22 protein-coding genes are annotated in these 25,984 nt (G+C 72.2%); 7 read left to right on the forward strand and 15 right to left on the reverse strand.

The genetic code is table 11. From position 1 onward, the window contains the following. Positions 1-16 precede the first annotated feature (16 nt). The 5 genes from PKE79_RS02085 to rplU form a co-directional block, all read right to left on the reverse strand. Positions 17-1,303 carry a glutamate-5-semialdehyde dehydrogenase gene (locus PKE79_RS02085; RefSeq protein ID WP_271172001.1) on the reverse strand — a complete coding sequence of 429 codons (1,287 nt, stop codon included), beginning with the start codon at positions 1,301-1,303 and terminating at the stop codon, positions 17-19. After that, on the reverse strand, positions 1,300-2,124 hold the full coding sequence (proB, locus tag PKE79_RS02090) for a glutamate 5-kinase (protein ID WP_271172002.1): 825 nt from the start codon (positions 2,122-2,124) through the stop codon (positions 1,300-1,302). Before proB ends, PKE79_RS02085 begins: the two co-directional genes overlap by 4 nt. Beyond that, on the reverse strand, positions 2,121-3,629 hold the full coding sequence (obgE, locus tag PKE79_RS02095; protein ID WP_271172003.1) for a GTPase ObgE: 1,509 nt from the start codon (positions 3,627-3,629) through the stop codon (positions 2,121-2,123). Before obgE ends, proB begins: the two co-directional genes overlap by 4 nt. Positions 3,630-3,733: 104 nt before the next feature. Next, the gene (gene rpmA, locus PKE79_RS02100) at positions 3,734-3,988 is read right to left on the reverse strand and encodes a 50S ribosomal protein L27 (RefSeq protein WP_271172004.1); all 255 of its coding nucleotides are present in this window, start codon (positions 3,986-3,988) and stop codon (positions 3,734-3,736) included. Between the two features lie 18 nt (positions 3,989-4,006). Then, positions 4,007-4,315: a 50S ribosomal protein L21 gene (gene rplU, locus PKE79_RS02105; RefSeq protein ID WP_271172186.1), complete on the reverse strand. Its 309-nt coding sequence runs from the start codon at positions 4,313-4,315 to the stop codon at positions 4,007-4,009. A 235-nt stretch (positions 4,316-4,550) separates the two neighbouring features. Here rplU and PKE79_RS02110 point away from each other — a divergent pair, with 235 nt between their 5' ends. Next, positions 4,551-4,817, forward strand: coding sequence for a DUF4031 domain-containing protein (locus PKE79_RS02110; RefSeq protein ID WP_271172005.1), 267 nt, complete (start codon positions 4,551-4,553; stop codon positions 4,815-4,817). A gap of 18 nt (positions 4,818-4,835) precedes the next feature. Here the strand turns inward: PKE79_RS02110 and PKE79_RS02115 are convergent, their stop codons facing one another. Next, positions 4,836-7,304, reverse strand: coding sequence for an Rne/Rng family ribonuclease (locus PKE79_RS02115; RefSeq protein ID WP_271172006.1), 2,469 nt, complete (start codon positions 7,302-7,304; stop codon positions 4,836-4,838). Between the two features lie 285 nt (positions 7,305-7,589). Here PKE79_RS02115 and PKE79_RS02120 point away from each other — a divergent pair, with 285 nt between their 5' ends. Then, entirely contained in the window at positions 7,590-8,186 is a 597-nt protein-coding gene (locus PKE79_RS02120; RefSeq protein WP_271172007.1) for a vitamin K epoxide reductase family protein, read from the forward strand. 166 nt (positions 8,187-8,352) lie between these two features. On the opposite strand, the gene ndk is transcribed toward PKE79_RS02120, so the two are convergent. The 4 genes from ndk to ileS are packed head-to-tail and all read right to left on the reverse strand — an operon-like array spanning position 8,353 to position 13,886. Then, positions 8,353-8,766, reverse strand: coding sequence for a nucleoside-diphosphate kinase (gene ndk / locus PKE79_RS02125; RefSeq protein WP_271172008.1), 414 nt, complete (start codon positions 8,764-8,766; stop codon positions 8,353-8,355). A 40-nt stretch (positions 8,767-8,806) separates the two neighbouring features. Then, on the reverse strand, positions 8,807-9,229 hold the full coding sequence (locus tag PKE79_RS02130) for a DUF4233 domain-containing protein (protein WP_271172009.1): 423 nt from the start codon (positions 9,227-9,229) through the stop codon (positions 8,807-8,809). Then, positions 9,205-10,563 (reverse strand): bifunctional folylpolyglutamate synthase/dihydrofolate synthase, encoded by a 1,359-nt coding sequence (locus tag PKE79_RS02135; RefSeq protein ID WP_271172010.1) that lies wholly within the window; start codon positions 10,561-10,563, stop codon positions 9,205-9,207. Before PKE79_RS02135 ends, PKE79_RS02130 begins: the two co-directional genes overlap by 25 nt. After that, complete coding sequence (gene ileS, locus PKE79_RS02140) at positions 10,560-13,886, reverse strand: isoleucine--tRNA ligase (RefSeq protein ID WP_271172011.1); 3,327 nt, start codon at positions 13,884-13,886, stop codon at positions 10,560-10,562. The genes PKE79_RS02135 and ileS overlap by 4 nt, the downstream gene beginning before the upstream one ends. Positions 13,887-14,155: 269 nt before the next feature. Here ileS and PKE79_RS02145 point away from each other — a divergent pair, with 269 nt between their 5' ends. Further along, positions 14,156-14,812, forward strand: a complete 657-nt coding sequence (locus tag PKE79_RS02145; RefSeq protein WP_271172012.1) for a pentapeptide repeat-containing protein — start codon at positions 14,156-14,158, stop codon at positions 14,810-14,812. A 160-nt stretch (positions 14,813-14,972) separates the two neighbouring features. Here the strand turns inward: PKE79_RS02145 and PKE79_RS02150 are convergent, their stop codons facing one another. Beyond that, positions 14,973-15,854, reverse strand: coding sequence for a type IV toxin-antitoxin system AbiEi family antitoxin (locus PKE79_RS02150; RefSeq protein ID WP_271172013.1), 882 nt, complete (start codon positions 15,852-15,854; stop codon positions 14,973-14,975). 430 nt (positions 15,855-16,284) lie between these two features. On the opposite strand from PKE79_RS02150, the gene valS reads away from it, so the two are divergent. Together valS and PKE79_RS02160 are read left to right on the forward strand one after the other, a co-directional pair. Continuing rightward, on the forward strand, positions 16,285-18,849 hold the full coding sequence (gene valS / locus PKE79_RS02155; RefSeq protein WP_271172014.1) for a valine--tRNA ligase: 2,565 nt from the start codon (positions 16,285-16,287) through the stop codon (positions 18,847-18,849). After that, positions 18,849-19,076, forward strand: coding sequence for a hypothetical protein (locus tag PKE79_RS02160; protein ID WP_271172015.1), 228 nt, complete (start codon positions 18,849-18,851; stop codon positions 19,074-19,076). Before valS ends, PKE79_RS02160 begins: the two co-directional genes overlap by 1 nt. Before the next feature lie 29 nt (positions 19,077-19,105). Here PKE79_RS02160 and PKE79_RS02165 read toward each other — a convergent pair whose 3' ends face one another. Both PKE79_RS02165 and PKE79_RS02170 read right to left on the reverse strand, forming a co-directional pair. Next, positions 19,106-19,351, reverse strand: a complete 246-nt coding sequence (locus tag PKE79_RS02165) for a hypothetical protein (RefSeq protein ID WP_271172016.1) — start codon at positions 19,349-19,351, stop codon at positions 19,106-19,108. Then, the gene (locus PKE79_RS02170; RefSeq protein ID WP_271172017.1) at positions 19,348-19,956 is read right to left on the reverse strand and encodes a winged helix-turn-helix domain-containing protein; all 609 of its coding nucleotides are present in this window, start codon (positions 19,954-19,956) and stop codon (positions 19,348-19,350) included. The genes PKE79_RS02165 and PKE79_RS02170 overlap by 4 nt, the downstream gene beginning before the upstream one ends. 99 nt (positions 19,957-20,055) lie before the next feature. Between PKE79_RS02170 and PKE79_RS02175 the strand changes: the two genes are divergently transcribed. Continuing rightward, complete coding sequence (locus PKE79_RS02175) at positions 20,056-22,116, forward strand: M3 family metallopeptidase (RefSeq protein ID WP_271172018.1); 2,061 nt, start codon at positions 20,056-20,058, stop codon at positions 22,114-22,116. A 4-nt stretch (positions 22,117-22,120) separates the two neighbouring features. On the opposite strand, the gene PKE79_RS02180 is transcribed toward PKE79_RS02175, so the two are convergent. Together PKE79_RS02180 and PKE79_RS02185 are read right to left on the reverse strand one after the other, a co-directional pair. After that, positions 22,121-22,795, reverse strand: coding sequence for a response regulator (locus PKE79_RS02180; protein ID WP_271172019.1), 675 nt, complete (start codon positions 22,793-22,795; stop codon positions 22,121-22,123). Next, entirely contained in the window at positions 22,792-23,880 is a 1,089-nt protein-coding gene (locus PKE79_RS02185; RefSeq protein WP_271172020.1) for a sensor histidine kinase, read from the reverse strand. Before PKE79_RS02185 ends, PKE79_RS02180 begins: the two co-directional genes overlap by 4 nt. Before the next feature lie 238 nt (positions 23,881-24,118). Between PKE79_RS02185 and PKE79_RS02190 the strand changes: the two genes are divergently transcribed. Beyond that, positions 24,119-25,933 (forward strand): APC family permease, encoded by a 1,815-nt coding sequence (locus PKE79_RS02190; RefSeq protein WP_271172187.1) that lies wholly within the window; start codon positions 24,119-24,121, stop codon positions 25,931-25,933. The last annotated feature ends 51 nt before the right edge of the window (positions 25,934-25,984 follow it).

The following is a 25,984-nucleotide window of genomic DNA, read 5'->3' on the forward strand; positions in this document are numbered from 1 at the left end:
CCCTTCCAGCTTACCGTCAGCCCCGCACCTGGCCGGAGCCACGCCCGACCCACTTGGTGCTGGTCAGCTCGGGAAGGCCCATCGGCCCGCGCGCGTGCAGCTTCTGCGTCGAGATGCCGACCTCGGCGCCGAACCCGAACTCGCCGCCGTCCGTGAAGCGCGTCGACGCGTTCGCGAAGACGGCAGCCGAGTCGACCTCGTCGAGGAAGCGCTCGGCGTTGCGCACGTCGGCCGTGACGATCGACTCCGTGTGGCCCGTGCTGTACCGGCGGATGTGCGCGATCGCGTCGTCGAGCGTGTCGACCACGCGCATCGCGATGTCGAGGCTGAGGTACTCGGTCTCCCAGTCCTCCTCCGTCGCGGGGACGATGCCGGACGCGAGCGCCGCGACGGCCTCGTCGCCGTGGACGGTCACGCCCTCCGCCTGCAGCGCCGCGACGACCGAGGGGATGAGCCGGTCGGCCGCCTCGCGGACGACGAGCACGGTCTCCGCCGCGTTGCACACGCTCGGCCGCTGCACCTTGGCGTTCACGACGATGTCGCGGGCCCAGTCCTCCGGGGCCGACGCATCGAGCACGACGTGCACGTTGCCCGCGCCCGTCTCGATCACCGGCACGATCGACTCCGTGACGACCGTCTCGATGAGACCTGCGCTCCCGCGCGGGACGAGGACGTCGACCAGCCCGCGGCCGCGCATGAGGGCGCGCGCGCCGTCGCGCCCGAAGTCGTCGACCGTCTGCACCGCGTCGCCCACGACGCCCTGCGCCTCGAGAGCGCGGCGCATCACGTCGACGAGGACCGTGTTCGACGACCGGGCGGCGCTGCCGCCGCGCAGGACGACGGCGTTCCCCGACTGCAGCGCGAGCGCCGCGATGTCGACGGTGACGTTGGGGCGCGCCTCGTAGATCACGCCGACGACGCCGAACGGCACACGGCGCTGCTCGAGCAGCACCCCGTTGTACATCCGCTGCCCCCGGACGAGCTCGCCCACGGGGTCGGGCAGCGCGGCGACCTGGCGCACGGCGGCCGCGAGCGCGTCGATGCGCGCCTCGTCGAGGCGCAGGCGGTCCAGGAGCGATGCGCCGATCTGCTGCTCCTCGCCGCGGCGCAGATCCTCGGCGTTCGCGGCGATGATCTCGGCGCGGTGCGCGATGAGCGCATCGGCGATCGCATGCAGCGCGGCCTTCTTCTCGTCGCTCGTCAGACGCGCCACAGCGCGCGACGCCTCCTTCGCGCGCCGCAGGCGGTCCTCGGGGACCTCGACCGCGGTGTGCTCGGGGGCGATGAGTGCGTCTGTCGTCATCCGCCCATTCTAGCGAGCGGGCCGGTCGCGACGGCCCCTCCGTCGGACGGCGCGAACCACGTGCCGACGGGCGCGCCCGCGAGGGCGTCGGCGACCTGGTCGGCGCTCGTGACGAGCACGCCGATGCCGGCGCTCGAGGCGAGACGCGCGGCCGAGGCCTTGGTCGCCGCTCCCCCGGTGCCGACGCTGTTGACGACCTTCGAGCCGAAGGCGTACGACGACAGATCGTCGTCCGGCTCGATGACGTGGATCGGCTCGGCCCCCGGCTCCCCCGGCGGACGCGTGTACAGCGCCGTGATGTCGCTCAGGAGAACGAGCGCGTCGGCTCCGACGAGACGCGCGACGAGGGCGGCCAGGCGGTCGTTGTCCCCGAACCGGATCTCGTGCGTGGCGACCGTGTCGTTCTCGTTGATGATCGGGAGGATGCGCAGTCCGAGCAGGCGCTCGATCGCGCGACGCGCGTTGCTGCGGTGCGTCGGGTCCTCCATGTCGTGGGCGGTGAGCAGCACCTGCCCCGCCATGATGTCGAAGGGGCGCAGCGCCTCGAGGTAGCGGTACACGAGGACGTTCTGGCCGACGGCGGCGGCCGCCTGCTGCGTCGCGAGATCGTGCGGGCGGGACTCCAGGTCGAGGAACGGCATCCCCGTCGCGATCGCCCCGGACGAGACGAGGAGCACCTCGGCACCGCGCGCGTGCGCGGCCGCGAGGGCCTCGACGAGGACCGGGATCCGCCACGCGGCCTCGCCGCTGATCGACGACGAGCCGACCTTCACGACGATGCGACCCGCGGTCGCCAGCTCGCTCCTGTGCCGCACCGTCATTCGGCGTCGTCCTCCTCGTCGTCGCGACGCGCCCGGCGGCGCTCCTCCTCCATCGCCCGCTCGAGCGTGCGGGCATCCTGACGGGCGTAGTACTGCTCGCGCCGCTCGGCCGTCGTGCGCCGGCGGTTCGGGTCCAGGCGCGGGTCGAGGCCGCGCGGCGCCTGGATGAGCTCCGCCGCCGACGCGATCGACGGCTCCCAGTCGAAGACGATGCCGGCGTCGCCGCCGATCACGACCGTGGAGCCGGGCACGGCGCCGAGCCGGAACAGCTCGTCCTCGACGCCGAGCTTCTCGAGGCGGTCGGCGAGGAAGCCCACGGCCTCCTCGTTCTGGAAGTCGGTCTGCTGCACCCAGCGCAGGGGCTTCTCGCCGAGCACGTGGTACACGTTCCCGTACGTTCCGCCCTCGACGCGCACCGTGAACTCCTTCTCGGAGCCCTTGGGGCGGATGACGACCCGTTCCCGCGGAGGCTCGACCGGCGCGGCCTTCCGGTGCTCGTCGATGATCTCGCCGAGGGCGAAGGTCAGCTCGCGGAGCCCGCGCCGCGCGACCGTCGAGATCTCGAACACGCGGTAGCCGAGCACCTCGAGGTCGGGCCGCACGAACTCGGCGAGCTCATGCGCCTCGGGCACGTCGACCTTGTTGAGCACGACGATCTGCGGGCGCTCGAGGAGCGGCACCTGGCCGTCCGCCACCGGGTAGTTCGCGAGCTCCTGGCGGATGGTCTCGAGGTCGGTGATCGGGTCGCGTCCGGGCTCGAGCGTGGCGCAGTCGAGCACGTGGACGAGCGCGGTGCACCGCTCGACGTGGCGGAGGAACTCCAGGCCGAGCCCGCGCCCCTCGCTCGCACCCTCGATGAGACCGGGCACGTCGGCGACCGTGTAGCGGATGTCGCCGGCCTGGACGACGCCGAGATTCGGGTGCAGCGTCGTGAAGGGGTAGTCGGCGATCTTGGGCCGCGCGGCGGAGATCGCCGCGATGAGGCTCGACTTGCCCGCCGACGGGAACCCGACGAGCGCGACGTCGGCGACGGTCTTCAGCTCGAGGACGACGTCGCCCTCCCAGCCGGGGGTGCCGAGGAGCGCGAACCCCGGCGCCTTCCGCTTGGGCGACGCGAGCGCCGCGTTGCCCAGCCCGCCGCGGCCGCCGGGGGCGGCGATGAAGCGCATCCCCGGCTCGATGAGGTCGACGAGCACCTCGCCGTCGGGCGACTTCACGACCGTGCCGACCGGAACCGGCAACTCGAGGTCCTCGCCCTGCGCGCCCGATCGGTGGTCGCCCATCCCGAAGCCGCCGTTGCCCGCCGAGCGATGCGGCGAGTGGTGGTAGCTCAGAAGGGTGGTCGTCTGGGGATCGGCGACGAGCACGATGTCGCCGCCGTCTCCGCCGTTGCCGCCGTCGGGGCCGCCGAGCGGCTTGAACTTCTCACGGTGCACCGAGACGCAGCCGTTGCCGCCCTTGCCTGCGCGCAGGTGCAGCGTCACCTCGTCGACGAACGTGACCATGTCGGTTCCTGACCTCTCGCGGGAGCGTCCCGGACGAACCGGGGGGAAAGAGAACGGGGCGGGCCGAAGCCCGCCCCGTCCAGATGCATGTGCGTCTGCGGTGATTACTCGCCCGCGACGATGTTGACGACCTTGCGGCCGCCCTTGGTGCCGAACTCCACGGCGCCGGCAGCGAGCGCGAAGAGCGTGTCGTCGCCGCCGCGGCCCACGTTGGCGCCCGGGTGGAAGTGCGTGCCGCGCTGACGGACGAGGATCTCGCCCGCGTTGACGGTCTGGCCGCCGAAGCGCTTGACGCCGAGGCGCTGCGCGTTCGAGTCGCGGCCGTTGCGGGTGGAGCTTGCGCCCTTCTTATGTGCCATCTCTGGAGCCTCTTCCGCTTACTTGATGCCGGTGACCTTGACGCGCGTCAGGTCCTGACGGTGACCCTGGCGCTTCTTGTAGCCGGTCTTGTTCTTGTACTTCTGGATGACGATCTTGGGGCCGCGCAGGTCGCCGAGGACCTCGGCGGTGACCTTGACCTTCGCCAGCTTCTTGGCGTCGGTCGTCACGGTGTCGCCGTCGACGAAGAGGACGGCGGGCAGCTCGATCGTCTCACCCTCGGCAGCCTTGAGGCGGTCGAGCGTCACGATGGTCCCGACCTCGACCTTCTCCTGCCGGCCACCGGCGCGAACAACTGCGTAAACCACGTTCATACCTGTTTCATTGGGGAAGCCGTGCGGCTTCCGAATCTCACGGGAAGACTTCGCTTGCGGGTCGCACCGGATGTGCGAGGTGCGTCTCGGGCAAGACTTTCGTCGCGCCGCCAGTGGGAGAGCGCGCGACAGGGGACGCACCAAAGGAATACTTTACCCGATGTCGGGCGGTTCGGCCAAAAGCGGCGACGCGGCGCGTCGGGCGCGGATGTCCGTAGGCTGGATGGCCATGACCGTTCTCGTCGACCAGGCGATGTGGCCCGCGCACGGGCGCCTGTGGGCCCATCTCGTGAGCGACGAGAGCCTCGCCGAGCTGCATGCCTTCGCAGCGGCCAACGACATCCCACGGCGGGCGTTCGACCGCGACCACTACGACGTGCCGGAGGACGCGCTTCCCCGGCTCGTCGCGGCGGGCGCCACGGCGGTCTCGGCGCACGAGCTCACGCGCGCCCTCATCGCCTCCGGCCTGCGGGTGCGCGCTCGGGACCGCCGCTGAAGCCCCGAGCGCGTGACGTCACTCCCCGTCGCGGGTCGCGGGATTGACGGTGACCGCTGTGCCGAGCAGCGCGGCCGTCGTGACACGACGGCGGGCACGGCCCTGACCGGGCGCCTTCGGCTCGGGGAGCGCCTCGAGCACGGAGTCGAGCAGCTGGGCGGCCTCCGACGTCGGCGCGACCGACGGGGGCTTCTCGACCGAGCGCTTCTTGCGGGGTCGCCGCGGACGCTCGCGCTCCTCGCTCTGGGCGCCGCCGCGCGGCCCCTCGGGGAGCTCGATGCCGAGTGACGCGAGGTCGGCCGGCTGCTCCGCGCGCGCGGGCTGCTCGGGGCGCTGCGGCTCCGACGCCTCGGACTCCGGCTTCGCGATCGTCGACGCGGCGATCTGCGCGAGCGCCGACTTCACGCCGTCCGTGATGACGTGCGCGGCCGACGACGGCTGCGCGGGCGCCGCGCTCTGGGACGACTGCCCGCCGCGCGAGCGACGGCCGGAGCCGCTCGAGCCGTTCGAGCCTGCGCCGTTCGAGCGGTGCTTGACCACGGGGTCGTGATGGACGATGACGCCGCGGCCCGCGCACACCTCGCACGGCTCGCTGAACGTCTCGAGCAGGCCCAGGCCGAGCTTCTTGCGGGTCATCTGCACGAGGCCGAGCGAGGTGACCTCGGCGACCTGGTGCTTCGTCCGGTCCCGGCTCAGGCACTCGATGAGGCGCCGCAGGACGAGGTCGCGGTTGGACTCGAGCACCATGTCGATGAAGTCGACCACGATGATGCCGCCGATGTCGCGCAGCCGCAGCTGGCGGACGATCTCCTCGGCCGCCTCGAGGTTGTTCTTCGTGACGGTCTCCTCGAGGTTGCCCCCCGAGCCGACGAACTTGCCCGTGTTCACGTCGACGACCGTCATCGCCTCGGTGCGGTCGATGACGAGCGAGCCGCCCGACGGCAGCCAGACCTTGCGGTCGAGCGCCTTCTCGATCTGCTCCGTGATGCGGTACTCGTCGAAGGGGTCGCGGTCGCCCTCGTAGTGCTCGACGCGGTCGAGCAGGTCGGGCGCGACGCCCGTGAGGTAGTCGACGATCGTCCGCTGCGCCTCCGCGCCCTGGATGAGGAGCTTCGTGAAGTCCTCGTTGAAGACATCGCGGATGATCTTGACGAGCAGGTCGGGCTCGCTGTGCAGCAGCGCGGGTGCGTTGCCCTTCTGCACGAGCTCGTTGATGTGCGCCCACTGCGAGGTGAGGCGGTTGACGTCGCGGGTCAGCTGCTCCTCGGTGGCGCCCTCCGCGGCGGTGCGGACGATGACGCCCGACGACTCGGGGAGCACCTCCTTGAGGATCTTCTTGAGGCGCGCCCGCTCGGTGTCGGGCAGCTTGCGCGAGATGCCGTTCATGGCGCCGCCCGGCACGTACACGAGGTAGCGGCCCGGGAGCGAGATCTGGCTGGTCAGGCGCGCGCCCTTGTGGCCCACGGGGTCCTTCGTGACCTGCACGAGGACGCGGTCGCCCTGCTTGAGCGCGAGCTCGATGCGACGCGGCTGGTTGCCGGTCTCGACGGCATCCCAGTCGACCTCGCCCGAGTACAGCACGGCGTTGCGGCCGCGGCCGATGTCGACGAACGCGGCCTCCATACTGGGCAGCACGTTCTGCACGCGGCCGAGGTACACGTTGCCGATGAGCGATGCGTCCTGGTTGCGCGCCACGTAGTGCTCGACGAGCACGTTGTCCTCGAGCACGGCGATCTGGATGCGCCCGTTCTTCGAGCGGACGATCATCTGGCGGTCCACCGCCTCGCGGCGGGCGAGGAACTCGGCCTCGGTCACGACGGGGCGACGGCGGCCCGCCTCCCGGCCGTCCCGACGGCGCTGCTTCTTCGCCTCGAGGCGCGTCGAGCCCTTGATGCGCTGCGGCTCGGTGATCACCTCGACGACGCGCTGCCGGCGGCGCGGCTCGTCCTGCGGCGCCTCGTCGACCCCGTCGGATCCGCCGCGACGGCGCCGACGGCGCGACGAGCGCCCGCCCTGCTGCTCCTCGGGCTCGGGCTCGGGGAGCGCGGGCAGCGGCGTGATGTCGGGCGCGTAGAAGTGCAGGTCCGTCGTGACGCGCGAGACGAAGTCGGCCGGGAGGAGGCCGAGGCTCACCGCGGTGACCGGCTCGGGCTCAGGCTCCTCCGCCGGCACCTCGTCCTCTGCCGGCGCGTCGGAGTCCGCCGTCGCCTCGGAGTCCTCCGCCCGCGCGTCGGAGTCCGCCGTCGCGTCGGATTCCGCGGATCCGGCTTCCGAGCTCTCGTCCTCGGCCGCGTCCGTCTCGGCGGCCGGCTCCGCACCATCCGATGCCTGCTCGGCCTTCTCGACCTGCGGTGCGTCGGGCGCGTCCGGCGTCTCGTCCGCGGCGCTCTCGCGCTGCGCGTCGGGCTGCGTCGTGGGCTCGACAGCCGCCTCGTCGCCTCCGTTCGCGTCGAAGGTTCCGTCTGTGTCGTTGTTCACTTCAGCCATCGCTGGCGTACTCCCTGCGGGGCGGAGGTCCGCCCGAGAATCTCGTGCGGCCCCGCATCGCGCGGCCGCGAACTCCATCGGCATGCGACCGGCACTTCGCTCTGGTCGCGCGGGGCAGCCGTTGCCCCGAAGTCTTGTCACTCGACGGCTCCCCGACCTCGCCGGGGTGCACGTCGGGACCATTATCTCACTACCTGCTGTTCACCCGCACCCTGAGGCGCGAGGAAGGGTGCCCGGGCGCGCCGCGCGGACGGCGCGCGCAGGCCGCGATGCGATAATCCGACCATGCCCGAGACTCGCACGCGCCCCACCGCTCTGGCCATCTGGCTCGTCGTCGCCGGCGTCATCGGCTGGTGGGCGGCGTTCTCGCTCACGGTCGAGAAGTTCCACCTGCTGGAGAACCCGAGTGCGGCGCTCGGCTGCGACTTCAACGTGCTCGTCCAGTGCGCCGCGAACCTCGACGCCTGGCAGGGCTCCGTGTTCGGCTTCCCGAACCCGCTGCTCGGGGTCACCGGATGGGTCGCCCCGGTCGTCGTCGGGATGGCGCTCCTCGCCGGCGCGCGCTTCTCCCGCTGGTTCTGGGCTCTGTTCACCCTCGGAATGGCGTTCGCGTTCGGCTTCGTGTGCTGGCTCATCGGCCAGAGCATCTTCGTCATCGGGACGCTGTGCCCGTGGTGCATGGTGACGTGGGTCGTCACCATCCCGTCGTTCTACGCGGTGCTGCTCCACGCCATCCGGATCGGGGCGATCCCCCTCCCGCGTCCCGTGCGCAGGGGCGCCGACGCGCTCATCGGCTGGCTGCCGCTCCTCGCCGTGCTGAGCTACGTCGCCATCGCGGTCATGGCCCAGCTGCGCCTCGACGTCCTCGGGATGCTGTTCTAGGCCGACGCATGCAGAGAGCCGGCATCGGGAGCGTTCCCGATGCCGGCTCGCTCGGCTCGCTGAGTGCGTTTCGACTCGCGGAGACCCGTGCTGAGCGAGGGAGCGCAGCGACTGAGCCGAAGCATCGCTCAACGACCGGGGGCGGCTCGCTCCGCTCGCTGAGTGTCTAGAACCAGATCTCGAGCTCGCGGGCGGCGGACTCGGGGCTGTCCGAGCCGTGCACGAGGTTCTGCTGCACGGCGAGGCCCCAGTCGCGGCCGAGGTCGCCGCGGATGGTGCCCGGGGCGGCGGTCGTCGGGTCGGTCGTGCCGGCGAGCGCGCGGAAGCCCTCGATCACGCGGTTCCCGGCGACGCGGATCGCGACGACGGGGCCCGACAGCATGAACTCGAGGAGCGGCTCGTAGAACGGCTTGCCCTCATGCTCGGCGTAGTGCCGGGCGAGGAGGTCGCGGCTCGGCTCGACGAGCTTGATGTCGACGAGCGAGTAGCCCTTCGCCTCGATGCGGCGGAGGATCTCGCCGGTGAGGCCGCGGGCGACGCCATCGGGCTTGACGAGGACGAGGGTCTCTTCGGTGGCCATGGGAGTGCCTTTCTCGTGGAACGGGTGGTGCGGGTGCCGGTCAGTCGGTCTCGGACTCGGCCGCGGCGCGCTGCGCGGAGACGCGCCGCTCGATCCGCGCCCCTCCGATCGTCGCATACGCCCACATGCCGCCGAACACGAGCGTGACGAGCAGGATCGCGGGCACGAAGAGCGCGCCCAGGGCGGTCGCGACCTGGAGCGCCCATCCGACGGCGAACGCCCAGCGGTGCCGGAGCAGGCCGCTCGTGAGCACCATCAGGATGGCGACGACGGCGCCCGCGACGATCCCCCACCACGGGGCGATCGGCTCGGGAAGCGCGCGGAGCCCGTAGATCGACAGGCCGGCGAGGAACACGACGACCGCCTCGAACACGAGGACGATCGAGCCGATCTTCTCGGGCAGGGCGCGGTAGCGCGGCGCCCGGCGCGCGGCGCCCGTCACGCTCCGCTCACCGGCTTCCACTCCTCCTCCTGCGCGAGCAGGACGGCCTCTCCCGCGAGCACGACCGAGCCCGCGATCGCGACCGCGCGGCGCGGCGCCTCCTGCGCCCACGCGCGAGCCGCCTCTGCCGCGTCGTAGACGCCGGAGTGCACCGTGACGCGGAGGCCCGCGGCCTCCGCGATGTCGGCGAGTCGATCCGCGTCGCTCGCGCGGTCCGACGACGGAGCCGTGGCGAAGACGTGCGCGGCGACCGGGGCGAGCGCGGCCACGATGCCCGCGGCGTCCTTGTCGTCGAGGACGCCGAGGACGACGCCCCACTCGTCGAAGTCGAACGACTCCTTCAGCGCGGCCGCGAGGGCGCGCGCGCCGTGCGGGTTGTGCGCGGCGTCCACGACGACGGTCGGCTCGATGCCGACGAGCTGGAGCCGACCCGGCGAGGTCGCCTGCTGGAGCCCGTCGGTGAGCACGCCCGACGCGATCGCCTGGCTGCCCGCGCCGATCAGCGCCTCGACCGCCGCGATCGCGACCGCGGCGTTCTGCCCCTGATGACGCCCGTAGAGCGGGAGGTACTCCTCGTCGTACGAGCCGGCGAGGCCCTTGACGGAGATGAGCTGACCGCCGACCGCGAGCCGGTCGTCGACGAGGGCGAAGTCCTGCCCCTCGAACGCGACGGTCGCGTTCCTCTGCGCGGCGACGCGGCGGATGACGGCCTCGGCCTCGGGACGCTGGACGGCGGAGACGACCGACGCGCCGTCCTTGATGATGCCGGCCTTGACCTCGGCGATCTCCTCCACGGTCGATCCCAGGCGGCTCACGTGGTCGATGTCGATGGGCGTGAGCACCGCGACGTCGCCGTCGGCCGTGTTCGTGGAGTCCCAGCTGCCGCCCATCCCCACCTCGAGCACGAGCACGTCGACGGGCGCGTCCGCGCACGCGACGAACGCGAGCACGGTGAGGAGCTCGAAGAACGTCAGGCGCGCGTCGCCGCGGGCCTCGAGCTCGGCGTCGACGATCCCGACGAAGGGCTCGATCTCGTCCCAGGCGTCGGCGATCGCCGCATCCGCGATCGGCTCGCCGTCGATGAGTATCCGCTCGGTGAAGCGGGTGAGATGCGGGCTCGTGAACAGCCCCGTGCGGAGGCCGTGCGCGCGGATGAGGCTCTCGATGATGCGTGCCGTCGAGGTCTTCCCGTTCGTCCCCGTGATGTGCACGACCCGGTAGGTGCGCTGCGGGTCGTCGAGGAGCTCGAGGATGCGGCCGACGCGCTCGACACGCGGCTGCACCCACTGCTCCCCCGCCCTCGCCAGCAGCGCGTCGTAGACGGCGTCGGCCCTGGCCCGGTCGTTCGCGCTCACGCGGCGCTCCCCACTCGCGAGACGGCGACGGCGAAGTCGCCCGCGTTCGCGTAGGTTCCCGCGGGCACGGTCGCCGTGTGCTCCGCGGCGTCGGTCGTCGAGCCCTCGACGACCGCGTGCTCGACGGCGAGGGTCTCCCCCGCGACGTCGGCGACATCCCACGCGCGGCGCACGGCAGCGGCGTCGTCGGCCGACGCGAACGCGAGCTGCAGGCGGATGCGGTCGCTCACCTCGAAGCCCGCGGCCTTGCGCGTGTCCTGCACGGCGCGCACGACGTCGCGGGCGAGGCCCTCGGCCTCGAGCTCCGGCGTCGTCGTCGTGTCGAGCAGCACGAAGCCGCCCGACGGCAGGGTCGCGATCGCCTCGCCATCCGGCCGGCCCGACGTGTCGAGTGCGAGCTCGTACTCCCCCGGCTCGAGGGCGATGCCGTCGGCGGTCACGACGCCGTCCTGCTCGGTCCAGGCGCCCGACTTCGCGGCGCGGATGACCTGCTGCACCTGCTTGCCCAGACGCGGTCCCGCGGCGCGCGCGTTGACCGTGAGGCGGTGCGAGATGCCGTACTGGGCCGCCGTGTCGTCGCCGAGCTCCACGAGCTCGACGGCCTTCACGTTGAGCTCGTCGCGCAGGATGTCGTCGAACTGCGCGAGCGCCTCTGCGTTCGCCGTCACCACGGTCAGCTTCGCGAGCGGAAGGCGCACGCGCAGCCCCTCCTTCTTGCGGAGCGCGTTCGCGACGCTCGAGGCCTCGCGCACGGCGTCCATGGCCGTCCGGATGTCGGCCGCATCGGCGAACTCGGCGGCATCGGGCCAGTCCTCGAGGTGCACGCTGCGTCCACCCGTGAGCCCCTGCCACACGCGCTCGCTCACGAGCGGGATGAGCGGCGCCGCGACGCGCGTGAGCGTCTCGAGCACGGTGTAGAGCGTGTCGAAGGCCTCGCGGCTGCGCGGGTCGTCCGTGACGCCGAGCCAGAAGCGGTCCCGCGAGCGGCGGATGTACCAGTTCGTGAGGACCTCGGCGAAGTCGCGCAGCCGCGCCGAGGCCGTCGTGGAGTCGAGCTGGTCGAGGTCGGCCGCGACGTCGCGCACGAGGTCGCCCGTGAGCGCGAGGATGTAGCGGTCGAGCACATCCGTCGAGTCCGTGCGCCGCGTGGCCTCGTAGCCCGCGCCATCCGGGCCCGCTGCGGCGTTCGCGTACGTCGCGAAGAAGTACCACGAGTTCCACAGCGGGAGGAGGAACTCGCGCACGCCCGAGCGGATTCCCTCCTCGGTCACGACGAGGTTGCCGCCGCGCAGCACGCTCGACGACATGAGGAACCAGCGCATGGCATCCGACCCGTCGCGGTCGAAGACCTCCGACACGTCGGGGTAGTTCCGCAGCGACTTCGACATCTTCTGGCCGTCGTTGCCGAGCACGATGCCGTGGCACGAGACGCCCGTGAAGGCGGGCCGGTCGAACAGCGCGCCCGAGAGCACGTGCATGACGTAGAACCAGCCGCGCGTCTGCCCGATGTACTCGACGATGAAGTCGGCCGGGGCGTGCGTCTCGAACCAGTCCTTGTTCTCGAACGGGTAGTGCACCTGCGCGAACGGCATCGAGCCCGAGTCGAACCAGACGTCGAAGACGTCCTCGATGCGGCGCATCGTGCTCTTCCCCGTCGGGTCGTCGGGGTTCGGGCGCGTGAGCTCGTCGATGTACGGGCGGTGCAGGTCGACCTCGCCCTTCTCGTTGCGCGGGAGGCGGCCGAAGTCGCGCTCGAGCTCCTCGAGCGAGCCGTAGGCGTCCACGCGGGGGTGATTCGGGTCATCCGACTTCCACACGGGGATCGGCGAGCCCCAGAAGCGGTTGCGGCTGATCGACCAGTCGCGCGCGCCCTCGACCCACTTCCCGAACTGGCCGTGCTTGACGTTCTCGGGCGCCCACGTGATCTGCTCGTTGAGCTCGACGAGGCGGTCGCGGAAGTCGGTCACCCGGATGAACCAGCTCGACACGGCCTTGTAGATGAGCGGGTTCCGGCAGCGCCAGCAGTGCGGGTACGAGTGCTCGTACGACTGCAGGCGCAGGAGCCGCCCGCCCTGGCGCAGCAGGCGCACGAGCGGGGTGTTCGCGTCGAGCCAGAGCTCGCCGGCGACGTCCGGGACGATGTCGAGGAAGCGGCCGTCGTCGCCGAGCGACACGATGGTGGGGATGCCCGCGGCGTCGTTGAGGCGCTTGTCGTCCTCACCGTAGGCGGGAGCCTGGTGGACGATGCCCGTGCCGTCGCCGGTGGTGACGTAGTCGTCGACGAGGATCCGCCACGCGCGCTGCGTGCCCCAGGTCTCGGCGTCGGCGAAGTAGTCCCACAGCCGCTCGTAGGCGACGTCGCGGAGCTGCTCGCCCGTGACGCGGACGCGCACGGCCTCGCGCGCGGCGGCCGCGTCGTCGTAGCCGAGGTCCTTGGCATAGCCGCCGAGGAGGTCCTCCGCGAGCAGGAACTCCGCGCCATCCGCCGCCTCGCCTGCCCCGTTCGGGCCGACCGGGACGACCGCGTACACGATGTCCGGGCCGACCGCGAGGGACATGTTCGTCGGCAGCGTCCACGGGGTCGTCGTCCAGGCCAGGGCGCGCGCGCCCTCGATGCCCAGCGCCGCTGCCTTCTCGCCGACGAGCGGGAAGGTCACCGTGACCGACGGGTCCTGCCGCATCTTGTAGACGTCGTCGTCCATGCGCAGCTCGTGGTTCGACAGCGGCGTCTGGTCGCGCCAGCAGTACGGGAGCACGCGGTAGCCCTCGTAGGCGAGGCCCTTGTCGAACAGCGTCTTGAACGCCCAGAGGACGCTCTCCATGTACGTCGTGTCGAGCGTCTTGTAGCCGCGCTCGAAGTCCACCCAGCGCGCCTGGCGGGTGACGTAGTCCTCCCACTCGCGCGTGTAGGCGAGCACGGAGTCGCGGGCCTTGGCGTTGAACGCGTCGATCCCCATCTCGAGGATCTCGTGCTTCTCGGTGATGCCGAGCTGCTTCATCGCCTCGAGCTCGGCGGGGAGCCCGTGGGTGTCCCAGCCGAACACGCGGTCGACCTTGCGCCCGCGCATCGTCTGGAAGCGCGGGAAGAGGTCCTTCGCGTACCCGGTGAGGAGGTGCCCGTAGTGCGGCAGGCCGTTCGCGAACGGCGGCCCGTCGTAGAAGACCCACTCCTCGGCGCCCTCGCGCTGCGCGATCGACGCACGGAAGGTGTCGTCCGCGGCCCAGAAGTCGAGGATCTCGCGCTCGATCTCGGGGAAGCGGGGGCTCGGCACGACGGTGCTCTTGTCGGCGGCGGGGCCGAACGAGGACTTCGGGTAGGTCATCTCACTCCAGCAGTTCCTAGGGGACTGCGAGGACGACCTCCGCCGACGAGACGGCAGGAGCCGCGGTACCACCCCGCGTTGCGCCGCATGCGACGCCGCTCTCACTGCGGCTGTGACGGGCCTGCCCCGCGCGGTTCTACTGAGGTCCTTGCGTTCCCGTTCTTCCGCGAGCTCCCCGGTGATGGCCGGATCGGTGCCGATGCCCCCATCCTACCGCCGCCGGGCGCCGGTGCGCACGGCGTGTCGGCGCGGGCGCGTAGGGTCGACGGATGGCCAGGAAGCAGGATCGCCCGATCGCCCCGCGCGTGAGCGCACCGGATCTGCCGGACGCCCTCGAGGACGCCGTCCCTCGGCGATACGCGGACCTGCAGCGGTCGCGCCTGGCGGGTCTCGCGGGCGACGTCGACCTCGAGCACGCGTCGCTCGAGGAGTGCGTCATCGCCGCGCCGTCGGTCGAGACCCTCGCCCTGCGCGGCGCGACGCTCATCGACGTCGAGATCTCCGACATCCGCGCCGTCTCCGTCGTCGCCCGCGACGCGACCATCCGTCGACTGCGCGTCACGGGCGGCCGCATCGGGACGCTCGACCTCGCGGACGCGGGCGTCGCGGAGCTCGAGCTGCGCGACGTGCGCGTGGACTACCTCTCGTTCGCGGGCGCACGACTGGAGGATGTGCGCATCGTCGACAGCACCATCCGTGCGATCGATCTGCCGCAGGCGCGCCTGACGCGGGTGGCGTTCGAGGGCTGTCGGGCCGACGAGGTCGACCCGCGCGGCATGCGCGCCGCCGACCTCGACCTGCGCGGGCTCGACGCGCTGTCCTACCTCGACGTGCTCGCCCTGCGCGGCACCACGCTCACGGACGACCAGGTGCGGATGCTCGCTCCCGCGTTCGCGGCGGCCGCGGGGATCGACGTGAAGGGCTGAGGCGCGGCGGGCTGAGGCGGTCGCATCCCGGTTCGCCGCAGACCGCGTCCAACCCGAGGCTGATCACCGCATTCCGAGGCAGGTCCACAGGAGGCTCGCCGCAGAACGCGGCGAACGGATGGCGGATCGCCGCGATTCGCGGCAAGGCCGAAGTGCACAGTCAGCGTCGCCGTGCGATAGCCGCTCGCACATCCGCGAGCAGCCGACGCGGGTCGTCGAGATCCGCCTGCGTCACCGGGATGTAGACCCATCCGAGCGCCTCGATCCTGCGTCGACGTGCGAGATCGCGCCGCCACTGCTCCTTGTCCCGGTGGTGATCGCCCTCGTACTCGATCGCGATCCTCAGCGCAGTGAGCGCGAGGTCGACGCGAGCGACGAAGCGGCCCTCATCGTCGAAGAGCTCGAAGTTCGTCTCGAGGGTTCCGAGCCCCTCCTCGACGAGGAGGACGCGCAGCTCCGACTCCTTGGGCGACTCCGCGCCGGGATCGACGAGCTCGATCGCACGGCCGAGCTTTGCCGGTCCTCGCCCGCGAGGAACCGCCTCCGCCGCGCGACGCAGGGCTTCGGACCCGCACATGCGCGCCGCCGCGTCGCCGAGCGCGACGAGCTCCGCCAGCGTCAGGGCACCGGCGAGGTCGCAGAAGGTGCGCGCCGGCGTGGTCACGGGAACGCCGCGCAGCACCTCCACCGCGTCAGCGGGCAGGCCTCGCTCGTGTCCGACGATCCGCCGCCCGCGGCGCGCGCGCACGCCGGTGGGAGTCGTGACGTGCACCCGGCCCGGGGCGATGAGCCGGCGAGGCAGGGGAAGCGCCAGGAGCCGGGCGGCCGTCTCATGGCTGAACGCCGCCGACGGAGGCATCGTCAGGAGAATGGCCTGGCAGATGCTCTCGAGGTCGGTGAACTGCGTCGGCAGGCGCACCCCCTGCGCGGGAATCCAGAGATCGCCGGCGCGGAGCCGCGCTGACGACACCTCCGGCACCTCCTCCACGCGGAAGGCGCGACCGGAGACGCGCTGCGGCAAGGGGGACGGCGATCGCGACATGCTCCGACTCTGCGCGCGGACCGGGGCCAGTCGACGACTCTCCCCAGCCGGGGGAGGAGGCACGCCGTCGTCGCGCTCCTGTGCACACGGCGTGCGGCTGCCGACGGGCGCGGCGGGCTCGATCCCGCACGCCGCGGAATGCGGCGAAGCGGCGCGGGTTCGCCGCAGAACGAGGCGGATGTCCGCGGGACGTGCCCCGAAACGCGGCGAATGCCATCCGAATCGCCGCGAAACGCGGCGAACGGCGCCGACCGCCCGCCGGCCCCGCCCCGCCGGCCCGGCCACGCCCCGCCCGCCGGCCACGCCGCCCGCCGGCCCCGCCGCCGGCCCCGGCCCTCCCGGGCCAGTCCTCCCCGCCCCGGTACACTGGTCGCGCACCCACACTCAGGCACGCAGACACCGTGCCGTACATAGCGCGCGAGGAGATCCCATGGCCGCCATTCCCGACAAGCCCGCACTCGAGGGTCTCGAAGCGAAGTGGGGTGAGTCCTGGGAGCAGCAGGGCACCTACCTCTTCGACCGCGACGCCGCCCGCGCGAAGGGGCGCGCCGGCGTCTTCTCGGTCGACACCCCGCCGCCCACCGCGAGCGGCAGTCTCCACATCGGCCACGTGTTCTCGTACACGCACACCGACGTGAAGACCCGCTACGAGCGCATGCGCGGCAAGACGGTCTTCTACCCGATCGGCTGGGACGACAACGGCCTGCCCACCGAGCGCCGCGTGCAGAACTACTACGGCGTGCGCTGCGACCCGTCGCTGCCCTACGACCCCGACTTCACACCGCCGTTCGAGGGGACGACGAAGACGATCAAGGCCGCCGACCAGATCCCGGTGAGCCGCCGCAACTTCATCGAACTGTGCGAGAAGCTCACAGTCGAGGACGAGAAGACCTTCGAGGACCTGTGGCGCACCCTCGGGCTCTCGGTCGACTGGACGCAGACCTACCGGACGATCTCGGACGACACCATCCGCACGAGCCAGCTCGCCTTCCTGAAGAACCTCGAGCGGGGCGAGGCGTACCAGGACCTCGCTCCCACCCTGTGGGACGTCGACTTCCGCTCCGCGATCGCGCAGGCGGAGCTCGAGGATCGCGACCAGCAGGCCGCCTACCACCGCCTCGCGTTCCACCGGACGGATGGCTCGGGCGACATCCACATCGAGACGACGCGTCCCGAGCTGCTCGCGGCGTGCGTCGCCCTCGTCGCTCACCCCGACGACGAGCGCTACCAGCCCGTCTTCGGCTCGACCGTGACGACGCCCGTGTTCGGCGTCGAGGTCCCCGTCCTCGCGCACCCGCTCGCGCAGCCCGACAAGGGCTCGGGCATCGCGATGATCTGCACGTTCGGCGACGTGACCGACATCATCTGGTGGCGGGAGCTCGACCTCCCCAACCGGACCATCATCGGCAAGGACGGCCGCGTCGTCGCCGACGCGCCCGAGGCGATCACGTCGGATGGCGGCAGGGCCGCGTTCGCGGAGATCGCCGGCAAGACGGTCTTCAGCGCCAAGAAGCGGATGGTCGAGCTGCTGGAGGAGTCCGGCGAGCTCACGAGCGTGTCGGCCCCGTTCACGCATCCCGTGAAGTTCTTCGAGAAGGGCGACCGACCGCTCGAGATCGTCTCGACGCGCCAGTGGTACATCCGCAACGGAGCGCGCGACGCCGAGCTGCGCGAGCGGCTCCTCGCGCTCGGCCAGGAGATCGAGTGGCACCCCGAGTTCATGCGGGTCCGCTACGAGAACTGGGTGAACGGCCTCACGGGCGACTGGCTCGTGTCGCGTCAGCGCTTCTTCGGCGTGCCGATCCCGGTCTGGTACGGCCTTGACGACAACGGCGAGCGCGACTACGCGCGCGTCCTCGTGCCCGACGCCGCGAGCCTCCCGGTCGACCCGTCGAGCGACGTCCCGCCGGGCTACACCGAGGACCAGCGCGGCGTGCCGGGCGGATTCGAGGCGGAGACCGACGTCTTCGACACGTGGGCGACGTCGTCGCTGACCCCGCAGCTCGCGGGCGGATGGCAGCGCGACGAGGATCTGTGGAGCCTCGTGGCGCCGTTCGACCTGCGCCCGCAGGGCCAGGACATCATCCGCACGTGGCTCTTCTCGACCCTGCTGCGCAGCGCTCTCGAGGACGACCGTGCGCCGTGGGCGCACGCCGCGATCTCCGGCTTCATCGTGGACCCGGACCGCAAGAAGATGTCGAAGTCGAAGGGCAACGTCGTCACGCCCGCCGACATCCTCGAGAAGCACGGGTCCGACGCCGTCCGGTACTGGGCCGCGTCGAGCCGCCTCGGGACGGATGCCGCGTTCGACCCGCAGAACCCGACGCAGATCAAGATCGGACGCCGCCTCGCGATCAAGGTCCTCAACGCCGCGAAGTTCGTGCTGGGCTTCGAGGCACCCGAGGGCGCCTCGGTCACCGAGCCGCTCGATCTGTCGATGCTCGCCGCGCTCGACGACGTCGTGGTGCAGGCGACGGCCGCGCTCGACGCGTACGACCACGCCCGCGCCCTCGAGCTCTCGGAGTCGTTCTTCTGGACGTTCTGCGACGACTACCTCGAGCTCGTGAAGGAGCGCGCGTACGCGGGCGGCGACGCGGGCGCCTCGGCGGCCGTCGCGCTGCGCACCGCGCTCTCGACGCTCCTGCGCCTGCTCGCGCCCGTCGTCGTCTTCGCCGCGGAGGAGGCGTGGTCCTGGTTCGAGACCGGCTCGGTGCATCGCGCAGCCTGGCCCGAGCCGACCGGGCTCGGCGGCGACACGGCCGTGCTCGCCGCCGCGAGCGAGGCCCTGATCGGCATCCGCCGCGCGAAGACCGAGGCGAAGGCCTCGCAGAAGACGCCCGTCGCCCGCGCAGTCGTCGCGGCTCCCGCCGAGCGCGCGGCCGCCCTGCGGCTCGCCGCCGACGACCTCAGGGCCGTCGGCCGGATCGCCGCGCTCGAGATCGAGGACGCCGACGCGTTCGCGGTCACCGACATCCAGCTGGCCGAGGAGGCCTGATGCAGCTCGGAACGCGCTGGTCGGCCGGCTCGGAGCCGCCGGCCAGCGTGCCCGCCTCGCTGCGCGCGGAGATCTCGCGCGTCGAGGCGGAGCTGCCGGATGACGCTCCGCGGCCGTCGTGGACGCTCACGTGGCTGGAGGGACGGCCGATCGCCGAGCTCGACACGGGGATCGAGGTCGTCATCGGCCCCGACGGGGTCGCGATCTCGCGCCCGTTCTCCGATTGAGAGGCGCCGCCGACGTCGTCGGCGGCGCCTCACCAGCGCAGCGCTCCGACGCCGTTCGCGGCCGCGGCGCGATCGCCGGCGCGCCGCGACTCGGCGATGAGCCCCTCGCGGGCGAGATCCGCCGCGATGCGCGCCGTCCGCGCGGCCGCGCGCCGATGCACGCGCGCCTGGAGGCCCTCGGCGACGCGCAGCGCCAGCCGCTCCCCCGCGCCGAGCGCGAACGGCGGCGCCGCGTCGGGCATCGTGACCGACAGCGTCACGGTGAGCGTGGTCATGATCCTGCTCCTCTCTGCGGAAGGGGGAAGAGGTCGGCGCGCAGAGACACGCTCCGCACACCCTCGCCCTCCTGCCCGCGGTAGCGGTCGACGTACTCGCTGAACAGCGCGTCCGCGCGCTCGGCGAGCTCCTTGAGCTGCGCCGCGGTGAGATGGGCGGTCGACGTCGTCGAGACGCTCGCGTCGCGCCACTCCTCGGGCTCGTCGTCGTACCCGCCCGTGAAGTAGTCGAACATCTCCTGGAAGCGCGCCCGGTGGTACTCGGCGACGGCCACCTGGAGCACGGCTCTGCCGGCCGGCGAGTCGCCGACCGACTCGCTGCCGAAGGCGATCCGGCCGCGGGGCCGCTCCCACCACCGCTCCCGGCCGCCGCGCCCCGCGACCTCGCGGACGAGATCGTGGCGCGCGAGCATCCGCAGGTGGTAGCTCGTCGAGCCGGATGACTCGCCCGTGAGCGCGGCGAGCGAGCTCGCGGTCTGCGGGCCCTCCCTGCTCAGCAGGTCGAGGATGCGCACCCGCAGCGGATGTGCGAGCGCACGCAGCGCCGCCGTGTCGAGCACGCGCGTCTCGCGCTCCTCGGACACCTTCGCCTGTTCGTCGGTCATAACGCAAAGATATCTTTGCAAACGGCTCTTTGCAACCATCTCTTTGCATCACGCGGCGCGTGCCGCGCCGAGCACGACGGCCCTGGATAGGCTGACGGGATGACCGCGCCCGTGTTCAACCCCCTGCTCGCGCCCTCGCCCCTCCCCTACGGACTGCCCGACTACGCGGCCATCGAGCCCGGTCACTACCTGCCCGCGTTCGAGCGCGCCTTCGCCGAGCACCGCGCCGAGATCGACGCGATCACGGCCAACCCGGACGCCCCGACCTTCGAGAACACGCTCGAGCCGCTCGAGCGCTCCGGCGCGCTTCTCGACGCGGTCTCGCGTGCGTTCTACACCGTGAACTCGGCACACGCGACGGCGGAGATCCAGGAGATCGACGAGCAGCTCGCCCCACTCATGTCGGCGCACTCCGACGCGATCGAGCTCGACGCGGCACTGTACGCGCGGATCGGGTCCGTCCGCGACCGGCTCGACGAGCTCGACCTCACCGCGGAGCAGCGCCGCCTCGTCGAGCGACGCCACACCGAGATGACGCGCGCCGGCGCCGCCCTCGACGACACGGCCAAGGAGCGGCTCACCGAGCTCAACGCGCGCCTGTCGACCCTCACCACGCGATTCGAGAAGAACCTCCTCGCCGACACGAACGACCTCGCGGTCGTCTTCGACAGCGCGGAGGAGCTCGAGGGCCTCGCGCCCGGCGAGCTGTCCGCCGCGGCCGAGGCCGCCCGCGAGCGAGGGCTCGATGGGCGCTATGCGGTCACCCTCACGCTCTTCACGGGCCATCCGCACCTGTCGTCCCTGGTCCGCAGAGACGCGCGCGAGCGCATCCTCGCCGCCTCCCGCGCCCGGGCGTCGCGCGGCAACGCGAACGACAGCTCCGAGGTCGTCCGCGAGATCGTGCGGCTCCGCGCCGAGCGCGCCGCGCTGCTCGGGTACCCCTCGCACGCGGCGTACGTGACCTCCGACGAGACCGCCGGATCTCCCGAGGCCGTGCGCGCTCTGCTGCGTCGCCTCGCCGGGCCGGCGGCGCGCAACGCGCAGCGGGAGAAGGCCGCGCTCCAGCGCATCGTCGACGAGACGGAGCCCGAGCCGTTCCCCCTCGCAGCGCACGACTGGGCCTTCTACACGGAGAAGGTGCGTCAGGCCGAGTACGACATCGACACGGCGGCTCTGCGGCCCTGGTTCGAAGCCGAGCGCGTCCTCCGCGACGGCGTCTTCCACGCGGCGCAGGAGCTCTACGGGCTCGACTTCCGCGAGCGCGCCGACCTCCCGAGCTACCACCCGGACGTGCGCGCCTTCGAGGTCCTCGACTCCGACGGCACGCCCCTCGGCCTCTACCTGCTCGACCTCTACACGCGCGACACGAAGCGCGGCGGCGCCTGGATGAACTCGCTCGTCGCGCAGTCCGCGCTCCGCGGCACGAAGCCGGTCGTCGTGAACAACCTCAACGTCGTCAAGCCGGCCGCCGGCGAGCCCACCCTCCTCACGCTCGACAACGTGACGACCCTCTTCCACGAGTTCGGCCACGCCCTGCACGGGCTCTTCGCGCGCGTGACGTACCCGCACTTCGCGGGCACGGCCGTCCACCGGGACTTCGTCGAGTTCCCCAGCCAGGTGAACGAGATGTGGATCCTCTGGCCCGAGGTGCTCGCGAACTACGCCGTCCACCACGAGACCGGCGAGCCCCTCCCCGCGGACGTCGTCGAACGGCTCCGCGCGAGCGAGACGTTCAACCAGGGCTTCGAGACGAGCGAGTACCTCGCGGCCGCCTGGCTCGATCAGGCGTGGCACGCGCTGTCGCCGTCCGAGGCGGCGGCGGTGACCGACGTGGCGGCCTTCGAGGCCGCCGCGCTCGCCGACATCGGCCTGGACGAGCCGACCGTGCCCACGCGGTACTCCTCGACCTACTTCCAGCACATCTTCGCGGGCGGGTACAGCGCGGGGTACTACTCCTACATCTGGGCCGAGGTGCTCGATGCCGACACCGTCGAGTGGTTCCGTGAGAACGGCGGGCTCTCGCGCGCGGGCGGCGACCGCTTCCGCGCGCGGCTGCTCGGCGTGGGCGGTGCGAAGGATCCGCTCGAGGCGTACCGCGACTTCCGCGGGCGCGACGCCGAGATCGCCCCGCTGCTGAAGCGCCGCGGCCTCGACGCGTGACGCCTCAGGGCCGGTAGCGGTACCCGAGCCCCGGCTCCGTCAGCAGATGGCGGGGCCGGGCCGGGTCCGCCTCGAGCTTGCGCCGCAGCTGGCTCATGTAGAGGCGGAGGTAGGCGTCCTCCCCCGTGTACGCCGGGCCCCAGACGGCCGTGAGGAGCTCGCGCTTCCCGACGAGGCGGCCCACGTTGCGCAGCAGCACCTCGAGCATCGACCACTCGGTCGCGGTGAGGTGCACCGGCTCACCGTGGCGCGTGGCCGTGTGCGCCACGAGGTCGATCTGGGAGGGGCCGATCGCGTGCCGATCGGCCTCCTCGGATGGCGCGGGCGCGGTCCGCAGGAGGGCGCGCACGCGCGCGAGCAGCTCATCGACCGCGAACGGCTTCGTGACGTAGTCGTTGGCGCCCGCGTCGAGCGCCGCGACCTTCTCCGCCGTCTGCGATCGTCCGCTGAGCACGAGGATGGGCATCCGGTGCGCGCCGCGCACCGTGGTGATCACCCCCACGCCGTCGAGCGCCGGCAGTCCCAGGTCGAGGATGACGAGAGCGGGCTCGTTCCGAGCGATCTCCCTGACCGCTTCGGCGCCGTCCGCCGCCTCGCGCACCTCGTACCCGCGCGCCTCGAGGTTGAGGGCGAGCGTGCGGCGGATCGCCGCGTCGTCCTCGACGATGAGGATGGTCATGCGACGCCCCCATTCCGCGGCGCGACAGGGGCGATGGGCAGCTCGAGCACGCACGTGAGCCCTCCGCCCTCCGACGGGCGCAGCTCGAGCGTGCCGCCCATCGCCTCCGCGAACCCGCGCGAGAGGGAGAGACCGAGCCCCGCGCCGGACCCGCTGTCGTCGAGGCGACGGAATGCGCGGAACGCCTCCTCGCGCGACGCGGCCGGGATCCCCGGGCCGTGGTCGACGACCGCGAGCTCCACGCGCGCCCCGGCCGTGCGGATCCTCACCGCGACGTCGCCGCCGCCGTGGCGGAGAGCGTTGCCCACGAGGTTCGCGACGATCCGCTGCACGAGCACGGGATCGGCGAGCGCGTCCGGCACCCCGGGCGCCACCGTGACGGCGACGGCGCCGTCGTCGCCCAGCTCATCCAGCGCGAGCGCGGCGGCGTCCTCGACCCGCATGGGCTCGATCGAGACCGGCAGCACGCCCGCGTCGAGCCGCGACGAGTCGAGCAGGTCGTCGAGCAGCCGCTCGAGGCGAGCGAGCGAGGCGATCGTCGTGCCGAGGAGCTCGCCCCGCTGGCCGGGCGTCCAGACGACGTCGGAGCTGGCGAGGCTCGTCGCCGCGGCCGATGCGGCGGCAAGCGGAGTGCGGAGGTCGTGCCCGACGGCCGCGAGAAGGGCGCTGCGCAGCCGGTCCGCCTCCTGCGCGGCGTCGGCTCGGCTCTGCGCCTCGAGCGCCTGACGCGCGAGCAGGAGGCGCGCCTCCGACTGCCCGACGACGAGGCTCACGATCACGCCCGCCGCGACGAACACGCCGATCGCGACGAGCTGCGCGCCGTCGGTCACGTGCAGGGTGTGCACGGGCTCCGCGAAGAAGTAGATGAGGAGCGGCCCCGCAGCGATCGACGCGACGAGGGCGACGACGATCCCACCCAGCACGGCGCCCACGACGACGATGAGCAGGTACAGGAGCGCCGCGACGACGAGGTCCTGCGCGTCGACCGAAGCTGCGACCGCCGCCGTCGCTCCCACGAGCGCCGCCGTGACCACGGCCGCGGCGGCGAGCTGCCGTCGCACGGGGAGCATCGCGAACCGCTGCACAGAGGAAGTCTCGCGGCTCCGGTCGGGCTGACGACGGCGGCGCGCGCGGGCGGCGGAAATCCTGACGGAATCCTGACGCGAAGGCGGGTCCCGCGCGCCGCGACGGGACTAGCGTCGTCCGGTGTCCAGATCGAGAGGCGGAGAAGAGATGCTCGTCGAGAGCGCAGTGCCCCCGGACGTCACCGGGGAGTCCACATCGGAGATCGACTCCGGGAGGGGCGCGCCGTGGTGGCGCGTCATGTGCCTCACGGGCGTCGACTACTTCTCGACCCTCGGCTACCAGCCGGCGATCGCAGCCCTCGCCGCGGGCCTTCTCTCCCCCATCGCGACGCTCGTGCTCATCCTCGTCACGCTGCTGGGCGCCCTGCCGGTCTATCGGCGCGTGGCGAAGGAGAGCCCGCACGGCGAGGGGTCGATCGCCATGCTCGAGCGCCTCCTTCCCTGGTGGGGCGGGAAGCTCCTCGTGCTCGTCCTGCTCGGCTTCGCCGCCACCGACTTCATGATCACCATCACCCTGTCGGCCGCCGACGCGACGGCGCACATCGTCGAGAACCCGTTCGCGCCCGACGAATGGGAGGGGATGGAGATCCCGATCACCCTGTTCCTCGTGGCGCTCCTGGGGGCGGTGTTCCTCAAGGGCTTCCGCGGCGCGATCTCGATCGCGGTCGCGCTCGTGGGGGTCTTCCTCGCGCTGAACGCGGTGGTCGTGCTCGTGTCCTTCGCCGAGGTGGCCGCACATCCCGAGGTCGTCGGCGACTGGACGGCCGCGCTCACCACCGCGCACGGGAGCCCGCTCGCGGCCATCGCCGTGGCGCTCCTCGTCTTCCCGCAGCTCGCGCTCGGCCTCTCCGGCTTCGAGACGGGCGTCGCCGTGATGCCGCAGATCCGCGGCATCCGCGGCGACACGGAGGCGCGGCCGGTCGGCCGCATCCGCGGGGCCCGCAAGCTGCTCACGGCCGCCGCGCTCACGATAAGCGCGTTCCTGCTCGGCTCGAGCGTCGTCACGACGCTGCTCATCCCCCAGGAGGAGTTCGCGCCCGGCGGCTCGGCGAACGGCCGGGCGCTCGCGTACCTCGCCCATGGCCTGCTCGGGGAGGGCTTCGGCACCGCCTACGACATCGCGACCGTGCTCATCCTCTGGTTCGCGGGCGCGTCGGCGATGGCGGGCCTGCTGAACCTCGTGCCCCGCTACCTGCCGCGCTATGGCATGGCCCCGCGCTGGGCGGCCGCCACGCGCCCCCTCGTCATCGTGTTCACGGCGATCGCGTTCGCCGTCACGCTCGCCTTCGAGGCCGACGTCGACGCCCAGAGCGGCGCCTACGCGACCGGCGTGCTCGTGCTCATCACCTCGGCGTCGATCGCGGTGGCGCTGTCCGCGCGTCGGCGGCGGCACCCGCGCGCGGCCGCCGGCTACGCGGTCATCGCCGCCGTCTTCCTCGCCACGACCGCGGTCAACGTCGTCGAGCGGCCCGACGGGGTCAAGATCGCCGCGCTGTTCATCCTCGGCATCGTGACGGTGTCCGTGCTGTCGCGCATCCCGCGGTCGTTCCAGCTCCGCGCGCGCTCGGTCGTCTTCGACGAGGCGGCCCTCGCGTTCGTCCGTCACGACGCGGAGCACCACGGTGCGATCCGCGTCGTCCCCAAGGAGCCGGGCTCCGGGACGGCGGCCGAGTTCGCCGACAAGCTCCGCAACGAGCGGCGCTTCAACGGCATCCCCCGCTCGGCGCAGGTGGTGTTCCTGCAGGTCATCCTCGGCGACTCGTCGGACTTCGAGGACGACCTCGTCGTCCGCGGCGAGGAGCACGCGGGGCACCGCATCCTCAGCGTCCATGCCACGAGCGTGCCGAACGCGATCGCCGCGGTGCTCCTCGCCATCCGGGACGAGACCGGCGTCGTCCCCGACGTCTACTTCGAGTGGAGCGAGGGCAATCCGGCGTCGAACATGCTGCGCTTCCTCGTCTTCGGGACGGGCGAGATCGCGCCGGTCACGCGCGAGGTGCTGCGGCGCGTGGAGCCCAAGCGGCGGCTCCGGCCCGACGTCCACGTGGGCTGAGCGGCTCCGGGCCGAGGATCCTCGATCCCCGGCCCGGAGGCGTCCGCTCGG

Source organism: Microbacterium barkeri, from assembly GCF_027921765.1.
GTDB lineage: Bacteria > Actinomycetota > Actinomycetes > Actinomycetales > Microbacteriaceae > Microbacterium > Microbacterium barkeri.